Origin of the sequence: Micromonospora palomenae, from assembly GCF_007829925.1 — a bacterium.
Classification (GTDB): domain Bacteria; phylum Actinomycetota; class Actinomycetes; order Mycobacteriales; family Micromonosporaceae; genus Micromonospora; species Micromonospora purpureochromogenes.
On the sequence record NZ_VIXA01000003.1, the window covers coordinates 88,402 to 105,802 of the forward strand.

Sequence of the window (17,401 nt, forward strand, 5' to 3'; positions counted from 1 at the left end):
GATCATGAAGTTGTCGTCGTCGATGCCGGCGTGTCGTGGCGACAACTTCATGATCGACAAATGTCCGGCGGGGTGGGGGCGGGGTGGGTGTCGGAGGGGCGTGGTGGGATGTGGGGGTGCAGGGGTACCGGCTGGTGCGCCGGCCTGCCGGACCGGGCCCGGGGGCGGAGCGGTCCGCCGCGACGGTTCGGGGGGACCGGCCAGCCGGCGGAGCGATCCAGGGACACGGCCGGGCGGGCGCGGGCGTCGAGGGGGAGCCGCGGTCCGAGGGGTCGGCGGTCGATGACGCGCATCCCGGTGCCCGGCTGACCGACCCGCTCCAGGCGGAGATCGTCGGCCACACCGACGGGCCGATGCTGGTCGTCGGCGGCCCGGGCACCGGTAAGACCAGCACCCTGGTCGAGGCGGTCGCCGCCCGGGTGGCCGAGGGGGTCGACCCCGAGCGGATCCTGGTGCTCACCTTCGCCCGGCGGCAGGCCACCGACCTGCGCCACCGGATCGAGGCGCGGATCGCCGGGGCCGGCCAGCTTCCGGAGAACAGGCGGGCGGCCAGCAGCCCGCCGGCGGGGAGCAGGACCGCAACCGGGGCCGCCCGGGTGGTCCGCGAGCCGCTGGTGCGCACCTTCCCCGCGTACGCCTTCGGGCTGCTCCGCCGCGCCGCCGCCGAGCGGGGCGAGCCGTCGCCCCGGCTGCTCACCGGTCCCGAGCAGGATCTGATCATCCGCGAGCTGCTCGACGTGGTGGGCGAGGAGCCCGGCGACGACCCGGTCGGCTGGCCGGAGGATTTGCGCCCCGCGCTGCGTACCCGGGCCTTCGCCGGCCAGCTGCGCGACCTGCTGATGCGGGCCGCCGAGCGCGGCGTCGGGCCGGTCGAGCTGGCCCGGCTCGGCGAGAAGCTCGGCCGCGCCGACTGGCCGGCCGCCGCCCGCTTCCTCCGCGAGTACGTCGCCGTGCTCGCCCTGCGCGACGTCGCCAACCGCGGCTCGATCGCGTACGACCCGGCGGAGCTGGTCCGCGCCGCCACCGGGATGCTGCTGGACGACCCCGAGCTGCTGACGGCCGAGCGGCGCCGGCTGGCCCACGTCTACGTCGACGAGCTGGCCGACACCGACCCCGCCCAGCAGGAGCTGCTCGCCGTCATCGCCGGCGGCGGCAAGCCCCTGGTCGCCTTCGCCGATCCGGACTCCTCCACGTACGCCTTCCGGGGCGCCGACCCGGCCGTGGTGCACACCTTCCCGCACCGGTTCCGGACGGCCTCCGGCGCGCCGGCCGCGCAGGTGGTGCTGACCACGTCGTACCGGGCCGGGGCAGGACTGCTCGCCGCCACCGGGCGGCTGGCCCGGCGGCTGCGCGGCCCGGCCGCGCACCGGGCCCTGCGCCCGCTGCCCGACGCGCCGCCCGGCACGGTGCAGGTGCGCACGTTCCGCTCCGGCACCAGTGAGTCGGCCTGGCTCGCGCACGCGCTGCGGTCGGCGCACCTGCTCGACGGGGTGCCCTGGTCGCGGATGGCGGTGCTGGTCCGCTCGACCAACCTGCACCTGCCCTCGCTGCGCCGCGCCCTGCACACCGCCGGGGTGCCGACCGTGGTGCACGGCGAGGACCTGCCACTGCACCTGCAACCCGCGGTGGCGCCGCTGCTGCTCCTGCTGCGCTGCGCGCTGGAGCCGGATCGGCTGGACGAGGAGACCGCCGTCGCCCTGCTCCACTCGCCGCTGGGCGGCGCCGACCCGCTCGCCGAGCGACGGCTGCGCCAGGGGCTGCGGGCGCTCGCGCTGGCCGCCGGCGACCGCCGCCCCTCCGGCGAGCTGATCGTCGAGGCGCTGCGCGACCCGGCCGAGCTGGCCGCGATCGACCGGCGCTGGGTCGAGCCGGCCCGGACGGTGGCCGAGCTGCTCGCCACCGCGCGGACGGCGGCGGCCACCCCCGGTGCCACCGCCGAGGACGTGCTCTGGGCGGTGTGGCGGGCCAGCGGCCTCGCCGAGCGCTGGGCCGGGGCGATCAACCGGGGCCGGGCCGCCACCGGCGAGCACGAGACCGCCCAGCGCTGGCGCGCCGAGGCCGCCGACCGCGACCTCGACGCGGTGCTGGTGCTCTTCGACGCCGCCGCCCGCTTCACCGACCGCCTGCCCGGCGCGCGTACCGAGGTCTTCCTCGACCACGTCCTCGGCCAGGACCTGCCGGCCGACACCCTGGCCGCCAGCGCGGACCGGGGCGAGGCGGTCCGGCTGCTCACCGCCCACGCGGCCAAGGGACTGGAGTGGGACCTGGTCGCCGTCGCCGGGGTCCAGGAGGGAATCTGGCCCGACCTGCGGCTGCGCGGCAGCCTGCTCGGCTCCGAGCGACTGGTCGACGTGCTCGCCGGCCGGGCCGACGGTGCTGGCGCCCGGGCCAGCCTGGTCGGCCAGACCTCGGCCCTGCTCGACGAGGAGCGCCGGCTCTTCCACGTCGCGGTGACCCGGGCCCGGCGCCAGCTGCTGGTCACCGCGGTCGCCTCGGCGGCGGTCGGCGGCGACGACCACGAGGAGCAGCCGAGCCGTTTCCTGCACGAGCTGGGCACCACCGAGCCGCCCGCGACCGGGTCGGGTGGCCCCGCGCCGACCGGCCCGAAGCCGACCGGCCCGGCACCCGATCCGCAGGCGACCACCTCGAGCGGCCCGGCGACAGCGGCCCGGCCCGGCGCCACCGTGTCGTCGGCTGTGGACGACGACGAGCCGCACCAACCCGGGGAGCTGCCGGTCGGGCGTCCGCCCCGGGCGCTCACCCTGTCCGCGCTGGTCGCGGAGCTGCGCACCGCGGTCACCGACCCGGCGGCGCCGCCCGCCCGGCGGCGCGCGGCGGCGGCCGAGCTGGCCCGCCTGGCCGCCGCCGGCATTCCCGGCGCCCACCCGGACGACTGGTGGGGCCTGCGCGGCCTCTCCGACGACCGACCGCTGGTCGACGAGGGTGAGCCGGTCCGGGTCACCCCGTCGGCGATGGAGAGCGCGCTGCGGTGCAGCCTGCGCTGGCTGCTGGAGCGGCACGGCGGCAGCGGCCCGGCCAGCGCCGCGCAGGGCGTCGGCAACCTGGTGCACGCCGCCGCGATGCTCGCCGAGGACGCCAGCGCCGACCGCACCGCCCTGCTGGAGTACGTCGCCGCCCGGTTCGACGCGATCGAGCTGGCCGCCCGGTGGATGGTCGGTCCGGAACGCTCCCGCGCCGAGGCCATGGTGGACAAGCTGCTGCGCTGGCTCGCCGGCAACCCGCGGCGGCTGCTCGCCATCGAGCACGAGTTCGCCGTCCGCCTCGACGATCCGACCCGCCCGGTCGAGCTGACCGGCCGGGTCGACCGGCTGGAGGTCGACGCCGACGGCCGGCTCGTGGTGATCGACCTGAAGACCGGCAAGTCGACGGCCGTCACCGAGCGGGAGGTGGCCGAGCACCCGCAGCTCGGGGCGTACCAGGCGGCGGTGGAGGCGGGGGCGTTCGCCGAGTTCGGCGAGGAGTCCGGCGGTGCCGCGCTGGTGCAGCTCGGCACGGGGGCGAAGGACGCCAAGGAGCAGGCCCAGGCCGCCGCCGGGGAGGGCCCGGAGGCCGGCTGGGCCACCGCCCTGGTCCGGCGCACCGCCGATACGATGGCCGCCGCCACCTTCGCCGCGGTCGCCAACTCGAAGTGCCGGGTCTGCCCGGTGCGGACCAGCTGCCCGGTCTCGGGGCAGGGGCGCCAGGTCGTCGAGCCCCCGGCGATCCGCACCCCGGAGGACCCGTGACCGCGCGCAGTGGGCGAGCCAGGCGGGCGCGAGCCAAGGCGGAACCGGGAGCGCGAGGAGTGAGCTTGCGAGCCAGGCAGGCGCGAGCGAAGGCGGAACGGTGACCCAGCCGACCCTGTTCAGCACCGCCGCCCCGGCGCCCCGGGCCGCCGACGCCGGGCCCCGCTACACCCCGGTCGAGCTGGCGAAGCTGCTCCGGCTGCCGGCCCCGACCCGGGAGCAGGCGGCGATCATCGCCGCGCCGGTGGAACCGCTGCTGGTGGTGGCGGGTGCCGGATCGGGCAAGACCGAGACGATGGCCGCCCGGGTGGTCTGGCTGGTCGCCAACTCGTACGTCCGACCGGAGCAGATCCTCGGCCTCACCTTCACCCGCAAGGCGGCCGGTGAGCTGGCGCACCGGGTGCGTACCCGGCTCGACCAGCTGGTCCGGCGGCTGGGCCGGCGCGGGCGCGACCCGCTGGACGACCCGCTCGCCGGCGAGCCGACCGTCTCCACCTACCACTCGTACGCCGGCCGGATCGTCACCGAGCACGGGCTGCGCGCCGGGTACGAGCCGACCACCCGGCTGCTCACCGAGGCGTCCCGCTGGCAGCTGGTCGACCTGCTGGTGCGCAACTACGACGGGGACATGTCCGAGGTCGACCGGATGCCCAGCACCATCACCGACGCGGTGCTGGCGCTGGCCGGGGAGCTGGACGAGCACCTGGTCGACCCGGACGAGCTGGCCGCCTGGACCGGCCGCTTCTTCGCCGACGTGCAGTCCCGCCCCGGTCGGGTCTACGCCGACGTGCGCAAGGCGTTGCAGTTCCAGCAGACCCGGCTCAAGCTGCTGCCGCTGGTGCGGGCGTACGCGCGGCGCAAGGACGACTTCGAGGCGATGGACTTCGCCGACCAGCTCGCCCGGGCCGCGCGGGTGGCCCGCGACCACCCGGCGGTGGGTGCGGTCGAACGGGACCGCTTCCGGGTGGTGCTGCTCGACGAGTACCAGGACACCAGCCACGCCCAGGTGGTGCTGCTCAACGCGCTGTTCGGCGGCGGCCACCCGGTCACCGCGGTCGGTGACCCGTGCCAGTCCATCTACGGCTGGCGCGGGGCCAGCGCCGGCACCCTGGAGCGGTTCCCGACGGAGTTCGCCCGCGCCGACGGCACCCCGGCCGAGGTGCTGAGCCTCACCACGAGCTGGCGCAACCGGCCGGAGATCCTCGGCGTGGCCAACGCGCTCTCCCTGCCGCTGCGCGCCGCCGGCGCCCGGGTGCCCGAGCTGCGCGCGGCACTGAGCGTCCGGGACCCGATCCCGCACCGCAGCCCGGGCGGCCACGCCGCCGGCACCGTGCACTGCGCGCTGCTGGAGACGTACGCCGACGAGGCGGACTGGATCGCCGACAGCGTGCTCGCCGCCTGGCGGGGCGCCGCCCGGCTGCCCGGGGCGCTGCCCGAGCACATCCCGGTGCCGCAGCGCCCCACCACCGCCGTGCTGGTCCGGCTGCGCAGCCAGATCCCGGCGATCGAGGCGGCGCTGCGGGCCCGCGGCCTGCCGGTCGAGGTGGTCGGCCTGGGCGGCCTGCTGGACACTCCCGAGGTCCGCGACGTGGTCTGCACCCTGCGGGTGCTCGCCGACCCGACCGACGGGGCGGCGCTGCTGCGGCTGCTCACCGGCGCGCGCTGGCGAATCGGGCCGCGTGACCTCGTGGCGCTGCACCGGCGTGCCCGGGCGATCGCGCGGGCGCGGCACCGGCTCACCGGCGACGACGGGCCGGAGATCGCCGTGGACATGCTGGACGAGGCGACGCTGGTCGAGGCGCTGGCCGACCTCGGGCCGGCGCAGGCGTACTCGGCCGAGGGCTACGCGCGGCTGCGCGCGTACGGGATGGAACTGGCGCTGCTGCGCTACCGCCTGGACCAGACCCTGCCGGAGCTGATCGCCGACATCGAGCGGACCATCGGCCTGGACGTGGAGGTGGCGGTCCGGGCCGGCCGGGACGGCGCCGGCGACGCCGGGCTGGCCCGGGGTCACCTGGACGCACTGGGCGACGTGGCCGCCCGGTTCAGCGGCGAGACCCCGGGGGCCACCCTCGCCGGGTTCCTGGCCTACCTGGCCGCCGCCGAGGACGAGGAGCGCGGCCTGGCCCCCGGCGAGGTGGAGGTGGTCGAGGGCGCCGTGCAGGTGCTCACCGCGCACGCCGCCAAGGGTCTGGAATGGGACGTGGTGGCGGTCGCCGGGCTGACCCGGGGAGTCTGGCCGGGGCCGGTGCGCAACTCCGACCACTGGCTGGGCGGGCTCGGCGTGCTGCCGTTCCCGCTGCGCGGCGACGCCGACGGGCTGCCCGAGCTGGGCCTGGCCGGGGCGGAGGACCAGCGCGGGGTGGCCCGGGCCCTGGAGGACTTCACCGACGCCTGGCGGGCGCACGACGAGCGGGAGGAGCGTCGGCTGGCGTACGTGGCGGTGACCCGACCGCGTCGGCTGCTGCTCTGCTCCGGCTACTGGTGGGGAGAGGGGACCAAACGCTTCCGGGGTCCGTCGGTCTTCCTTCGTGAGGTGCACGACGCCTGCCTCGACGGCGTGACCGGGCACCTGGTCGACGCCTGGGCGCCCGAGCCGGCCGGGGACGCGGTCAACCCGACCACCGAGATGGTGCTGCGGGCGGAGTGGCCGGCGGACCCGCTGGGCGCCCGCCGGCCGGCGCTGGCCGAGGCCGCTGCGCTGGTCCGCCGGTTCCTCGCCGACCCCGCCGCGGCCCGCCGCGAACCGCCCGCCGCCGTCTCCGCCGCTGTCCCGGCGGCCCGCCCGCCGGCCGCCGACGGCACCGAGCCCTCTGCCGCCGGGACGGAGCCTGCTGTCGGCGGCACCGCATCCTCTGCCGACGGCACCGAGCCCTCCGCCGACGGCACCGAGCCCTCCGCCGACGGCACCGAGCCCTCCGCCGACGGCACCGAGCCCTCCCCCGACGGGACGGAGCTCGCTGTCGGCGGCACCGCGCCCGCTGCCGCCGGGACGGAGCTCGCTGTCGGCGGGACCGCGTCCGCTGCCGCCGCGACCGAGCCGGCCACCGGCGGAACCCGACTCGCCGCCCGTGGCTCCGCTGGTGACACCGTGGCCGTGGCGGTGCCGGCCGGTGGGGAGGCCGACGTCGAGGACCCGGAGGTGGTGCGCTGGCGGCGGGAGGCCGACCTGCTCCTCGCCGAACGGGCCGAGCTGCTCCGGCAGGCCGAAGCCGTGGAGGTGGCGCTGCCCGGGCACCTGTCGGTGACCCAGCTGGTGGCGCTGCGCCGCGATCCGGAGGCGCTGGCCCGGACGCTGCGCCGGCCGATGCCGACCGAGCCCAACCCGTACGCGCGGCGGGGCACCGCCTTCCACACCTGGCTGGAGCAGCGCTTCGGCGCCGACCGGCTGCTCGACGTGGACGAGTTGCCCGGCGCGGCCGACGCGGACGCCGCGCCGGACGAGGCGCTGGCCGAGTTGCAGGAGCGCTTCCTGGCCAGCGAGTGGGCCGGGCGGGTGCCGGTGGAGGTGGAGGTGCCGTTCGCCACGGTGCTCGCCGGGGTGGTGGTCCGGGGCCGGATGGACGCCGTCTTCGCCCGCCCCGGCGGCCGGTACGACGTGGTCGACTGGAAGACCGGCCGCCGGCCCACCGGCCGGGAGGCCGAGGTGGCGGCGGTGCAGCTGGCCGTCTACCGGCTGGCCTGGGCCGAGCTGGCCGGGGTGCCGGTCGACCGGGTCGGCGCGGCCTTCCACTACGTCCGGGAGGGCGTGACGGTGCGGCCGACGGACCTGCTCGACGCCGACGGGCTCACCGCGTTGATCGCCGGCGTACCGGAATTTCCGCCCGGGGGTGGCGCGCCGGCCAATCCGTGATAGGTTCGTCCTGTTGCAGTTTTGGTTTCCAGAGACTCTGTGTGCGCCTGGCGGATTGTGGCCCCAGGCGCTCTTTGTTGTGTCCGGAGTTCTCCGGGCGGGGCGACCAGAAGCGACAAGCGATTCGCGCATTCCCGCGCGGAGCGCTCCTCTTCGAGTCCGCAACAGGTGCGGGTTCGACGTTCCGTCAAGGAGACAGAACACATGGCTATTGGCACCGTCAAGTGGTTCAACGCTGACAAGGGCTTCGGCTTCATCACCCCGGACGGCGGCGGCGCTGACGTCTTCGCCCACTTCTCGGCGATCCAGTCCTCCGGCTACCGGAGCCTGGACGAGAACCAGCGGGTCGAGTTCGAGGTGACCCAGGGCCAGAAGGGCCCGCAGGCGGAGAACATCCGCCCGCTCTGATCCTCGGATCAACCCGTAACACCCTGATCTTCGGATCGACCCGTAACACCCTCCGCGCCCTCCGGGCGCGGTGACGGGACCGGTCCGCCGCGCCGCCCCCCGCTTAGGCGGGAGTGGCGTGCTGCGGCGGACCGGCCTGTACCCCTTCGGTTCGTGCTTGTGAGTCGTGGCGGATCTGCTCCGCCGGCGACAGCGCCGATTCACCGGCGCCCTCCCTCGACACGTGCCGCGTCGAGGAAGGCATTTCCGCATGACCATGACCATTCCCACCTTCGCCGCGACCGGCCTGGCGCCGGCGCTGCTCACCGAGCTGACGGCGCAGGGCATCACCGAGCCGTTCCCGATCCAGACGGCCACCCTGCCGGACTCGCTCGCCGGCCGCGACGTGCTCGGCCGGGGCCGTACCGGCTCGGGCAAGACGCTCGCCTTCGGGCTCCCGCTGCTGTCGCGTACCGCCGGCCGCCGGGCCCGCCCCGGTCGCCCGCTGGCGCTGGTGCTGGTGCCGACCCGTGAGCTGGCCCAGCAGGTCACCACCGCGCTGGCCCCGTACGCCCGCGCCGTCGGGCTGCGCTGCGCCACCGTGGTCGGCGGCCTGTCGCTGCAGCGGCAGGCGGACGCCCTGCGCTCCGGCGCCGAGGTGGTCGTGGCCACCCCCGGCCGGCTGCACGACCTGATCAACCGGGGCGACGCCCGCCTCGACCAGGTCGCCATCACCGTGCTGGACGAGGCCGACCAGATGGCCGACATGGGCTTCCTGCCGCAGGTCACCAAGCTGCTGGAGCAGGTCGTCCCGGACGGCCAGCGGATGCTCTTCTCCGCCACCCTGGACGGCGGCGTGGACAAGCTGGTCCGCCGCTTCCTGAGCAACCCGGTCTCGCACTCCGTCGACCCGGGCACCGCCACGGTGACCGCGATGACGCACCACGTGCTGCACGTCGACGCGGCCGACAAGCCGGCCGCGCTCACCCAGATCGCCGCCCGTGAGGGCCGCACCATCATGTTCATGGCCACCAAGCACCGTGCCGACCGGATGGCCCGCCAGTTGCTGGCCAAGGGGGTACGCGCCGCCGCCCTGCACGGCGGCAAGTCCCAGCCGCAGCGCACCCGGATCCTGGAGCAGTTCCGCACCGGCCAGGTGACCGCCCTGGTCGCCACGGACGTGGCGGCCCGGGGCATCCACGTGGACGGGCTGGACATGGTGGTCAACGTGGACCCGCCGACCGAGGCGAAGGACTACCTGCACCGGGGCGGCCGTACCGCCCGGGCGGGCGAGTCCGGCACCGTGGTCACGCTGGTCCTGCCCGAGCAGCGCCGGGACGTCTCCCGGCTGATGAGCGTGGCCGGGATCAAGCCGCAGTCGACCCAGGTACGCCTCAACGACGGGTCGCTGGCCCGGGTGACCGGTGCCCGGGAGCCGTCCGGCGTGCCGGTGACCATCGCCGTCCCGCAGCCGGCGCCGGCCGCGCGTACGTCCAACGGTGGCGGGGAGGTCGGGCGCTCCGCGCACCGCACCTCGGGCCGCTCCCGGCGCCCGCGCCGCCCGCGTACCGCCTGACCTTTTCCGGCCCGCAGCGGCCGCGCACCGCCCGACGGCGGTCGCGCGGCCGCTGTTTCCGTTTCCCGGCACGTTCCGTCCGGCCCGGGGCCGCGGCATCGCCGAAGATCGTCGACGTGGTGGGGCCGGACGGCCACGCTGGGTGAACGTTCGGCCGGCTGAGTCGGCAAACAGGCGAGGTTGGGTCCGATCGGCGACTGTCCCGAGGCCCCTGCCTGATCGAAGCTTGTAGCCGGGGGGAAGATCCGGCCGGGGGACGGCCGGGCACGGGAGGGGTGACCATGGCGGGCGACGCCGATTCGGGGGCGGTGCGCGAGCTGCTGGTGGTGTTCGCGGTGGCGGGCGCGGGGCTGGTGCTCGCCATGGTCGCGGCGTTCGCGCCCTGGCACCCGAGGCCGGGGCGCGCCGCCCCGGCCGGGCTGGTGGAACTGCGCAGCCCGGCCGGCTCGGCCGGCCCGGCGGTGGAGCTGACCTCCGGCTAGCCGGGGGATGGTCCCGGGACCGCGGCCGGCGAGGGGCCGGCACGCGGGGGACCGACCTCCGGCTGGCCGGAGGCGGTCGCGGGACAGCGGCCGGCGAGGGGCCGGTACGCGGGGGTGGCCGGTCGGGCTCCGGGGGGAGGACCGACCGGCCGTCACCCGATGGCGGAACGCTCCCGGCGGACCAGCAGGTCGGCCAGCGTGGTCCGGTCGACCACCACGGCGATCGCGCCGTGCACCGCGAGCCAGACGTCGCGCAGCCCTGTCGCCACCCCGTGGTAGCCGGCGTCCTCCGCCGGCAGGCCGCGCACCGTGGTCAGCGAGCCGCCGACGGCGCGCAGCACGTCCCCGACGCTGATCTCCCCGGCGGGCCGGGTCAGCGCGTACCCGCCCTCAGTGCCCCGGTGGCTGTGCAGCAGCCCGGCCCGGCGCAGGTCCAGCAGGATGCCCTGGAGGAAGCTGAGCGGAATGCCCTGGCTCTCCGCCAGGGCCGCCGCCTTCACCAGCTCGCCACCGGTCCCGCCGGCCGGCACCGACCCGCCGGCCGGCACCGATTCGCCGGCCGGCCCGGACCGGGAGCCGGGTGACGTACCCGACCCGCCCGCCGGGACGGGCGCCGTCGGCGGCTCCGAGCCCGCCGGCCCGCCGTCGCCGCCGGTCGAGGCGGCGGCGACGGCGAGCATCGCCCGGAGCGCGTAGTCGCTGCGCGCGGAGACGTACACGTCACTGACCGGCCTGGTCCAGCACGCCCCAGCGGCGCCGGATCGCCTTGTCCGCCGCGCCGAAGGCCGCGTCGACGAGCAGGCCGACGACCAGGATCACGATCATCGTGGAGAGCAGCCAGGGCGAGTCCGCCAGCTCCCGGGCGTAGGTGAGCTGCGCGCCGAGCGAGGTCTGCGAGATGCCGACCACCAGCAGCTCACCAGCCATCAGGCTGCGCCAGGAGAAGGCCCAGCCCTGCTTCAGGCCGGCCACGATCGCCGGCAGCGCGGCCGGTGCGATGACGTACCGGTAGAGGTTGAGTCCCCGGGCGCCGAGGTTGCGGCCGGCCCGCAGCAGCAGCGGCGGCACGTAGTCGACGCCGCTGATCACCCCGTTGGCGATGGACGGCGCGGCCCCGAGCACCACCACGAAGAAGATCGCCTTCTCGCTCAGCTCGAACAGCAGGATCGCCAGCGGGAACCAGGCGATGGACGGCATGGTCTGCAGGGCGGTGATCATCGAGCCGATGGCCGCCCGGAGCACCCGGGACCGGGCCACCGCGAGGCCGACCAGCAGGCCCACCGCGACCGAGAAGACGTACCCGACGGCGGCCCGGCGCAGCGTGATCGCGATGCCCTCCCACAGCTGAGCGCCGCTCGCCTGCCGGATCAGTTCCTCACCCACCACCACCGGGCCCGGCAGCGACCACGGCGGCTTCCAGCCGCTCCAGACCACCACCTGCCAGATGCCGATGGCCAGGGCCAGCGCGGCGAGTTTCGGCCAGGTGGCCGCCCAGAGCCGGGCGCCCCGGGAGACCTCCTTGTCCCGACCGGCGATCTCCAGCGCGTCCAGCCCGGAGATCTCCGCGTCGGTACGCGGCGCCCCGGTGAGGGTGTCACCGGCCATGACGGCCCACCTCCGTACGAAGTCGGTCGGTGACCTCGGCGGCGATCGCCGCGACCTCGGGGGAGTCGATGCGCCGGGGTCGGGGCACGTCCACCTCGGTCGACCAGATGATCCGGCCGGGTCGGCTGCTGAGCAGGATGATCCGGTCGGCGAGCCGGGCCGCCTCGCGGACGTTGTGGGTCACGAAGAGCACCGACAGCTTCCGCTCGGACCAGATCCGTTCCAGCTCGTCGTGCAGGATGTCCCGGGTCATCGCGTCCAGCGCGCCGAACGGCTCGTCCATCAGCAGGACCGGGGTGTCCAGGGCCAGGGTGCGGGCCAGCGCGACCCGCTGGCGCATCCCGCCGGAGAGTTCGTGCGGGCGCTTGCGGCCGAACTCGGCCAGGTGGACGGTGCGCAGCAGCTCCGCCACCCGCTCGCGCCGTTCGGCCCGGGGCAGCCCACGCAGCTTCAGCGGCACCTCCACGTTGGCCTCGACGGTCAGCCACGGAAAGAGCGCCGGCTCCTGGAACATCAGCCCCGGGCTCGCGTCGCCGGCCAGCGCGATCCGCCCACCGCTGGTCCGGTCCAGGCCGGCCACCAGGTTGAGCAGGGTGCTCTTGCCGCAGCCGGAGGCGCCGACCAGGCAGACGAACTCGCCGGGCGCGACGTCGAGGCTCACCCCGTCGAGGGCGAGGACGGCGTTCGCCCCGCGCCCGTACACCTTGGTCACGCCGGAGAGCGCGACCGCGGTGGTCGCGCTCCCCGGCGCCGTCGTGGTCGACGTCATGGCTGGGCGACCTCGGTCTTGCCCTGCGTCTTGAGCACCTCGTTGAGGTACGTCAGGTCGTACAGGCCGTCGAGGCTGACCGGCTGGGTGAGTTCCACCGCGACCGCGTGGTCGAGCCCGGTCTTCAGCGAGGAGGCGATGGGGTCGTTGGTGAACTCCAGCGTGGGCCAGGCCTGCTTGATCAGCTTGACGTCCAGCGGCTTGCCGGTGATCTTGCCGATGTGCTCGGAGATGGCCTGCTGGGACTCGTCCGGCTTGGTGTTGACGAACTCGTTCGCGGCGACCTGCCCCTCGACCAGCTTCTTCACCACGTCGGGGTGGGCCTTGAGGAACTTGGTGCTGACGATCAGGTTGGTGATGACGAACTTCCGGTCCGGCCAGAGGTCGCGCTCGTCGACGAGCACCTTGCCGCCGGCGTTGACCAGCCGGGAGACGAACGGCTCGGGCACCCACGCGCCGTCGATCGCGCCGCTGCCGAAGGTCTCCACCGTCTGGGCGTTCTCCTGGGGCACCACGGTGACGTCGCCGCCGCCCTCCTTGGTGGTCTTCAGGCCCTTCTCCTTGAGCCAGTAGCGCAGCGCCACGTCCTGGGTGTTGCCCAGCTGCGGGGTGGCGATCTTCTTGCCGCGCAGCTGCTCGACCGAGGTGATCTCCGGCTTGACCACCAGGGCCACGCCGCCGGAGGCGGCGCCGGAGATCACCCGGACCGCCTCGCCCTTGGACTTGGAGAAGGCGTTCACGGTCGGGTTCGGACCGATGTACGTCGCGTCGAGCGCGCCGGAGAAGACCGCCTCGATGGCGGCGGGGCCGGCGTTGAAGGTCTTGGTCTCCAGCTTGACGTCGGTGCCGAGCTTCTCGGTGAAGATGCCCTTCTCCACGCCGACCACGGCCGGGGCGTGGGTGATGTTGGGGAAGTAGCCCAGCCGCAGGCTGACCGGGCCGGAGTCGCCGGCCTCGCTGTCGTCGCCGCACGCCGCCGTGGTCCCCGCCGTCGCCACGCCGATGACGGCGAGGGTGGCGAGGGAGACCAGCCGACGGAAGGGAAGCCGTCTCATCGTCCATCCAATCCGCAGTATTCCTACTTAGTTGGTAGGAAGAGTGGGGCAGCGGTCGGCCGGCGTCAAGACCCATCCACGATCCGGGACGGCCTGCCGGGGAATCTCGGCAATTCCCACCTGTTCGGTGGGGTTGGCGGCGTCGGTCGGTCGACCCCGCGTACCGCCGTCCGGCGGCGCACCCCCCGCGCCGGAGCACCCGCCGGTGTCGACCGCTGCGCGAAGGTCGCCGGTGCCGGGGTGCCGACGCGTTAGGGTCGGTCTCGTGCCGACGCGCAGAGTCAGAATCCCCGCGACGAAATATCCGGTCGAGCGGTACACCCTCGACAACGGCCTGCGGGTGGTCCTCACCCCCGATCGCAGCGCCCCGGTCATCGGGGTCGCGGTCGTCTACGACGTCGGCATCCGGTCCGAGCCCGAGGGGCGTACCGGCTTCGCCCACCTCTTCGAGCACCTGATGTTCCAGGGCTCGGAGAACCTGGAGAAGCTGGCCCACTTCCGGCACGTCCAGGGCGCCGGCGGCACCTTCAACGGCTCCACCCACCTGGACTACACCGACTACTTCGAGACGCTGCCGAGCAACGCCCTGGAACGGGCGCTGTTCCTGGAGGCCGACCGGATGCGCGGTCCCCGGCTGACCGAGGAGAACCTGCGCAACCAGGTCGACGTGGTCAAGGAGGAGATCCGGGTCAACGTGCTGAACCGGCCGTACGGCGGCTTCCCGTGGCTGACCCTGCCGCCGGTCATGTTCGACACCTTCCCCAACGCGCACGACGGCTACGGCTCCTTCGTCGACCTGGAGTCGGCCACCGTCGCCGACGCCGCCGACTTCTTCCGCCGCTACTACGCCAGCGGCAACGCGGTGCTGGCGGTCAGCGGGGACATCGACGTCGCCGAGGCGACCACCCTGATCGAGCGGCACTTCTCCGACGTGCCGGCCCGACCCGCGCCGCGGCGGCCCGACTTCACCGAGCCGGACCTGACCGTCGAGCGGCGCAGCACGTACACCGACACGCTGGCGCCACTGCCGGCGGTCGCCGGGGCCTGGCGGGTGCCCGACCCGATCGACGACTTCGCCGGCTACCTGCCCTACGTGGTGCTGGCCGAGGTGCTCACCGACGGCGACGCCTCCCGGCTGGTCGAGCGGCTGGTCCAGCGGGACCGGACGGTCACCGGCCTCGGTGGCTACCTCGGCTTCATGGGCGACCCGTTCGACGTGCGCGACCCCACCGCGCTGCTGCTCCAGGCGCACCTGCCACCCGGCGGGGACGTGGACAAGGTGCTGCGCACCATCGACGAGGAGGTGGACCGGCTGGCCACCGACGGGCTGACCCAGGGCGAGCTGGCGCGTACCCAGGCCAGGATGGCCACCCACCTGCTGCGGGACACCGACGCGGTGCTCGGCCGGGCGCTGCGGATGGCCGTGCTGGAACAGCAGCGCGGCGAGCCGGGCCTGCTCAACGAGCTGCCCCGGCTGGTCGGCGAGGTCACCGAGGAGCAGGTCCGGGCCGCCGCCGCCACCCTGCGGCCGGAGCGCCGCGCCGCCGTCGAGGTCATTCCCGGAGGTGCCCGGTGAGCGCGAGGAGTGAGCCGGGGTTGCGAGCCCCGCAGTCGCGAACAGAGGTGACCAGGTGACGACGACCGCCCCCGCCACGCCGCGCGCGCTGCCGGCGCTCGGCCCCACCCGCAAGCTCAAGGTGCCAAAGCAGGCCGAGCGGCGGCTCGCCAACGGGCTCACGGTGATCGCGGTACGCCGCCCCGCCGTGCCCCTGGTCGAGCTGCGGCTGTGGATGCCGTTCGGCCGTACCCACCTGGCCCGCGGCGCGGTGCTCTCGCAGACCATCCTCTCCGGCACGCAGACCCACACCGCCACTCAGATCGCCGCCGAGTTGCAGAAGGTCGGCGGCGGGCTGTCGGCCGGCATCGACCCGGACCGGCTCATGCTCTCCGGGGCCGCCCTGGTCACCGGCCTGGACCGGATGCTGGAGCTGGCGGCCGACGTGCTGACCGACGCGACGTACCCGGCCGACTGGGTCGGCACCGAGCGGGACCGGCTGATCGACCGGATCCAGGTGGCGCAGAGCCAGCCGGCGCACCTGGCCCGGACGGCCCTTCTCAAGCGCATCTACGGCAGCCACCCGTACGCGGTGCAGACCCCGGAGCCCGAGCAGGTCCGCGCGGTGAAGCCGCCGGCGCTGCGCAAGCTGCACGCCGAGCGGGTGCACCCGGCCGAGGCGGTGCTGGTGCTGGTCGGCGACGTGCGGCCGGAGCGGGCGCTGGACGCCGCCGAGCAGGCGCTCAGCGGCTGGCGCGGCGAGACCCGGGGCGTCGACCTGCCGCCGACCCCGCCGTTGGAGCCCGGTCCGCTGCTGCTGGTCGACCGGCCCGGCTCGGTGCAGTCGTCGCTGCGCATCGCGCTGCCGGCGGTGCCGCGCACCCACCCGGACCACGCCGCGCTGCAACTGGCCAACCTGGTCTTCGGCGGCTACTTCTCCTCCCGCTGGGTGGAGAACATCCGCGAGGACAAGGGCTACACGTACGGGCCGCACTCGTCGGTCGAGCACTCGGTCGCCGGCTCGGTGCTGGTCGCCGCCGCTGAGGTGGCCACCGAGGTGACCGGCCCGGCGCTGCTGGAGACGACGTACGAGCTGGGCCGGCTCGCCTCGCTGCCGCCGAAGCCGGACGAGCTGGAGCAGGCCCGCCAGTACGCCCTGGGCACCCTCCAGCTCGGCATGTCCACGCAGGCCGGTCTCGCCTCGCTGACCAGCGCGTACGCCGGCAACGGGCTGCGGCTGGACTTCCTGGCCGAGCACGCCGCCCGGCTGGCCAAGGCGACCCCCGAGGACGTCGCGGAGGTCGCGGCCCGCTACCTCGCCCCGGCGAAGGCGGTCACCGTGGTGCTGGGCGACGCCGACCGGATCGAGGGACAGTTGGCCGCGCTGACCCCGGTGCGCCGGGAGTCGGCGTGAGCGGCGAGCTCACCCCGCCGCTGGCCCGCACCACCCTGGATCGGGCGGCGCATCGGCGTACCGACCGGGACTGGCTGGCGCAGGCCTGGCAGCGGTCCCGGGTGCTGGTGCTCGACTCGTCGCGGGAGGGGATGGCGCTGGTGCGCACCGATGCCAACCCGCCGGCGCTGGTGCTGCGCGAGCCGGCCGAGCTGGACGGGATCGCCGACGCCGCGCCGCTCTTCCTCGGCCTGGAGCCGGACGGTGCGCCGGTCTTCGCGGTGGACGCGCCGCTGCCCGACCTGCCGGGCACCCGGGCGGTGCACCTGCGGGACATCGGGCACCTGCTCAGCGACCGGGACGCGGGCATCTTCACCACCGCGCTGGCGCTGGTCAACTGGCACCTCGGGCACGGCTGGTCGCCGCGGACGGGGCACCGGACGGAGATCGACGAGGGCGGCTGGTCCCGGGTGGACGCGCAGGGCCACCGGGCCTGGCCGCGGACCGACCCGGCGATGATCGTGCTGGTGCACGACGGGGTGGACGGCCCGGACGGGCGCTGCCTGCTCGGCAACAACGCGACCTGGCCACGCACGGCGGGGGAGCGCCGCTACTCCTGCCTGGCCGGTTACGTCGAGCCGGGGGAGTCGGCCGAGGCGGCCGTGCTGCGCGAGGTCCACGAGGAGGTCGGGGTCGCGGTCGAGCGGATCGGGTACGCGGGCAGCCAGGCCTGGCCGTTCCCCGGCTCGCTGATGCTCGGTTTCCTGGCCGAGGCGGACCCGAAGGTGCCGGTCCGGGTCGACCCGACGGAGATCGCGTACGCCCGCTGGTTCACCCGCCGGGAGGTCGGCGCGGTGCTGGCCGGGCGCGCGGTGGACGCCGGCGACGGGGATCGGGTGATCCTGCCGCCGCCCTCCTCGATCGCCCTCTTCCTCATCCACCGCTGGCTGGACGGGCACTGCTGACCGGCTGACGGCCCG

At 75.2% G+C, this 17,401-nt stretch carries 11 protein-coding genes and 2 pseudogenes; 9 read left to right on the plus strand and 4 right to left on the minus strand.

The genetic code is table 11. The features are described from left to right. Nucleotides 1–116 precede the first annotated feature (116 nt). The 6 genes and pseudogenes from FHX75_RS21335 to FHX75_RS21355 all read left to right on the plus strand — a co-directional run bounded on the left by FHX75_RS21335 (nt 117) and on the right by FHX75_RS21355 (nt 10,044). Nucleotides 117–3,746: an ATP-dependent helicase gene (locus FHX75_RS21335; RefSeq protein WP_246158429.1), complete on the plus strand. Its 3,630-nt coding sequence runs from the start codon at nt 117–119 to the stop codon at nt 3,744–3,746. A 100-nt stretch (nt 3,747–3,846) separates the two neighbouring features. Further along, nucleotides 3,847–6,522: pseudogene (locus FHX75_RS21340) on the plus strand (ATP-dependent helicase); the annotation flags it as partial. A gap of 300 nt (nt 6,523–6,822) precedes the next feature. Continuing rightward, nucleotides 6,823–7,599: pseudogene (locus FHX75_RS32115) on the plus strand (RecB family exonuclease); the annotation flags it as partial. A 204-nt stretch (nt 7,600–7,803) separates the two neighbouring features. Next, complete coding sequence (gene cspE / locus FHX75_RS21345) at nt 7,804–8,007, plus strand: transcription antiterminator/RNA stability regulator CspE (protein WP_007464836.1); 204 nt, start codon at nt 7,804–7,806, stop codon at nt 8,005–8,007. Nucleotides 8,008–8,257: 250 nt separating this feature from the next. Next, nucleotides 8,258–9,562 (plus strand): DEAD/DEAH box helicase, encoded by a 1,305-nt coding sequence (locus tag FHX75_RS21350; RefSeq protein ID WP_154942137.1) that lies wholly within the window; start codon nt 8,258–8,260, stop codon nt 9,560–9,562. 281 nt (nt 9,563–9,843) lie between these two features. Beyond that, on the plus strand, nt 9,844–10,044 hold the full coding sequence (locus FHX75_RS21355) for a hypothetical protein (protein WP_154942138.1): 201 nt from the start codon (nt 9,844–9,846) through the stop codon (nt 10,042–10,044). Nucleotides 10,045–10,196: 152 nt separating this feature from the next. On the opposite strand, the gene FHX75_RS32030 is transcribed toward FHX75_RS21355, so the two are convergent. The 4 genes from FHX75_RS32030 to FHX75_RS21375 are packed head-to-tail and all read right to left on the minus strand — an operon-like array spanning nt 10,197 to nt 13,473. Next, nucleotides 10,197–10,763, minus strand: a complete 567-nt coding sequence (locus tag FHX75_RS32030; RefSeq protein WP_281290827.1) for an RrF2 family transcriptional regulator — start codon at nt 10,761–10,763, stop codon at nt 10,197–10,199. 1 nt (nt 10,764) lies between these two features. Continuing rightward, nucleotides 10,765–11,649 carry an ABC transporter permease gene (locus FHX75_RS21365; protein ID WP_154942139.1) on the minus strand — a complete coding sequence of 295 codons (885 nt, stop codon included), beginning with the start codon at nt 11,647–11,649 and terminating at the stop codon, nt 10,765–10,767. Next, the gene (locus tag FHX75_RS21370) at nt 11,639–12,418 is read right to left on the minus strand and encodes an ABC transporter ATP-binding protein (RefSeq protein ID WP_154942140.1); all 780 of its coding nucleotides are present in this window, start codon (nt 12,416–12,418) and stop codon (nt 11,639–11,641) included. Before FHX75_RS21370 ends, FHX75_RS21365 begins: the two co-directional genes overlap by 11 nt. Beyond that, on the minus strand, nt 12,415–13,473 hold the full coding sequence (locus FHX75_RS21375) for an ABC transporter substrate-binding protein (RefSeq protein ID WP_154942141.1): 1,059 nt from the start codon (nt 13,471–13,473) through the stop codon (nt 12,415–12,417). Before FHX75_RS21375 ends, FHX75_RS21370 begins: the two co-directional genes overlap by 4 nt. 265 nt (nt 13,474–13,738) lie before the next feature. Here FHX75_RS21375 and FHX75_RS21380 point away from each other — a divergent pair, with 265 nt between their 5' ends. The 3 genes from FHX75_RS21380 to nudC are packed head-to-tail and all read left to right on the plus strand — an operon-like array spanning nt 13,739 to nt 17,386. Then, a complete protein-coding gene (locus tag FHX75_RS21380) occupies nt 13,739–15,049 on the plus strand; it encodes a M16 family metallopeptidase (RefSeq protein ID WP_154942142.1) in 1,311 nt (436 codons plus the stop codon). A 55-nt stretch (nt 15,050–15,104) separates the two neighbouring features. Continuing rightward, entirely contained in the window at nt 15,105–16,442 is a 1,338-nt protein-coding gene (locus FHX75_RS21385; protein WP_154942143.1) for a M16 family metallopeptidase, read from the plus strand. Next, nucleotides 16,439–17,386 (plus strand): NAD(+) diphosphatase, encoded by a 948-nt coding sequence (gene nudC, locus FHX75_RS21390; protein WP_154942144.1) that lies wholly within the window; start codon nt 16,439–16,441, stop codon nt 17,384–17,386. The genes FHX75_RS21385 and nudC overlap by 4 nt, the downstream gene beginning before the upstream one ends. The last annotated feature ends 15 nt before the right edge of the window (nt 17,387–17,401 follow it).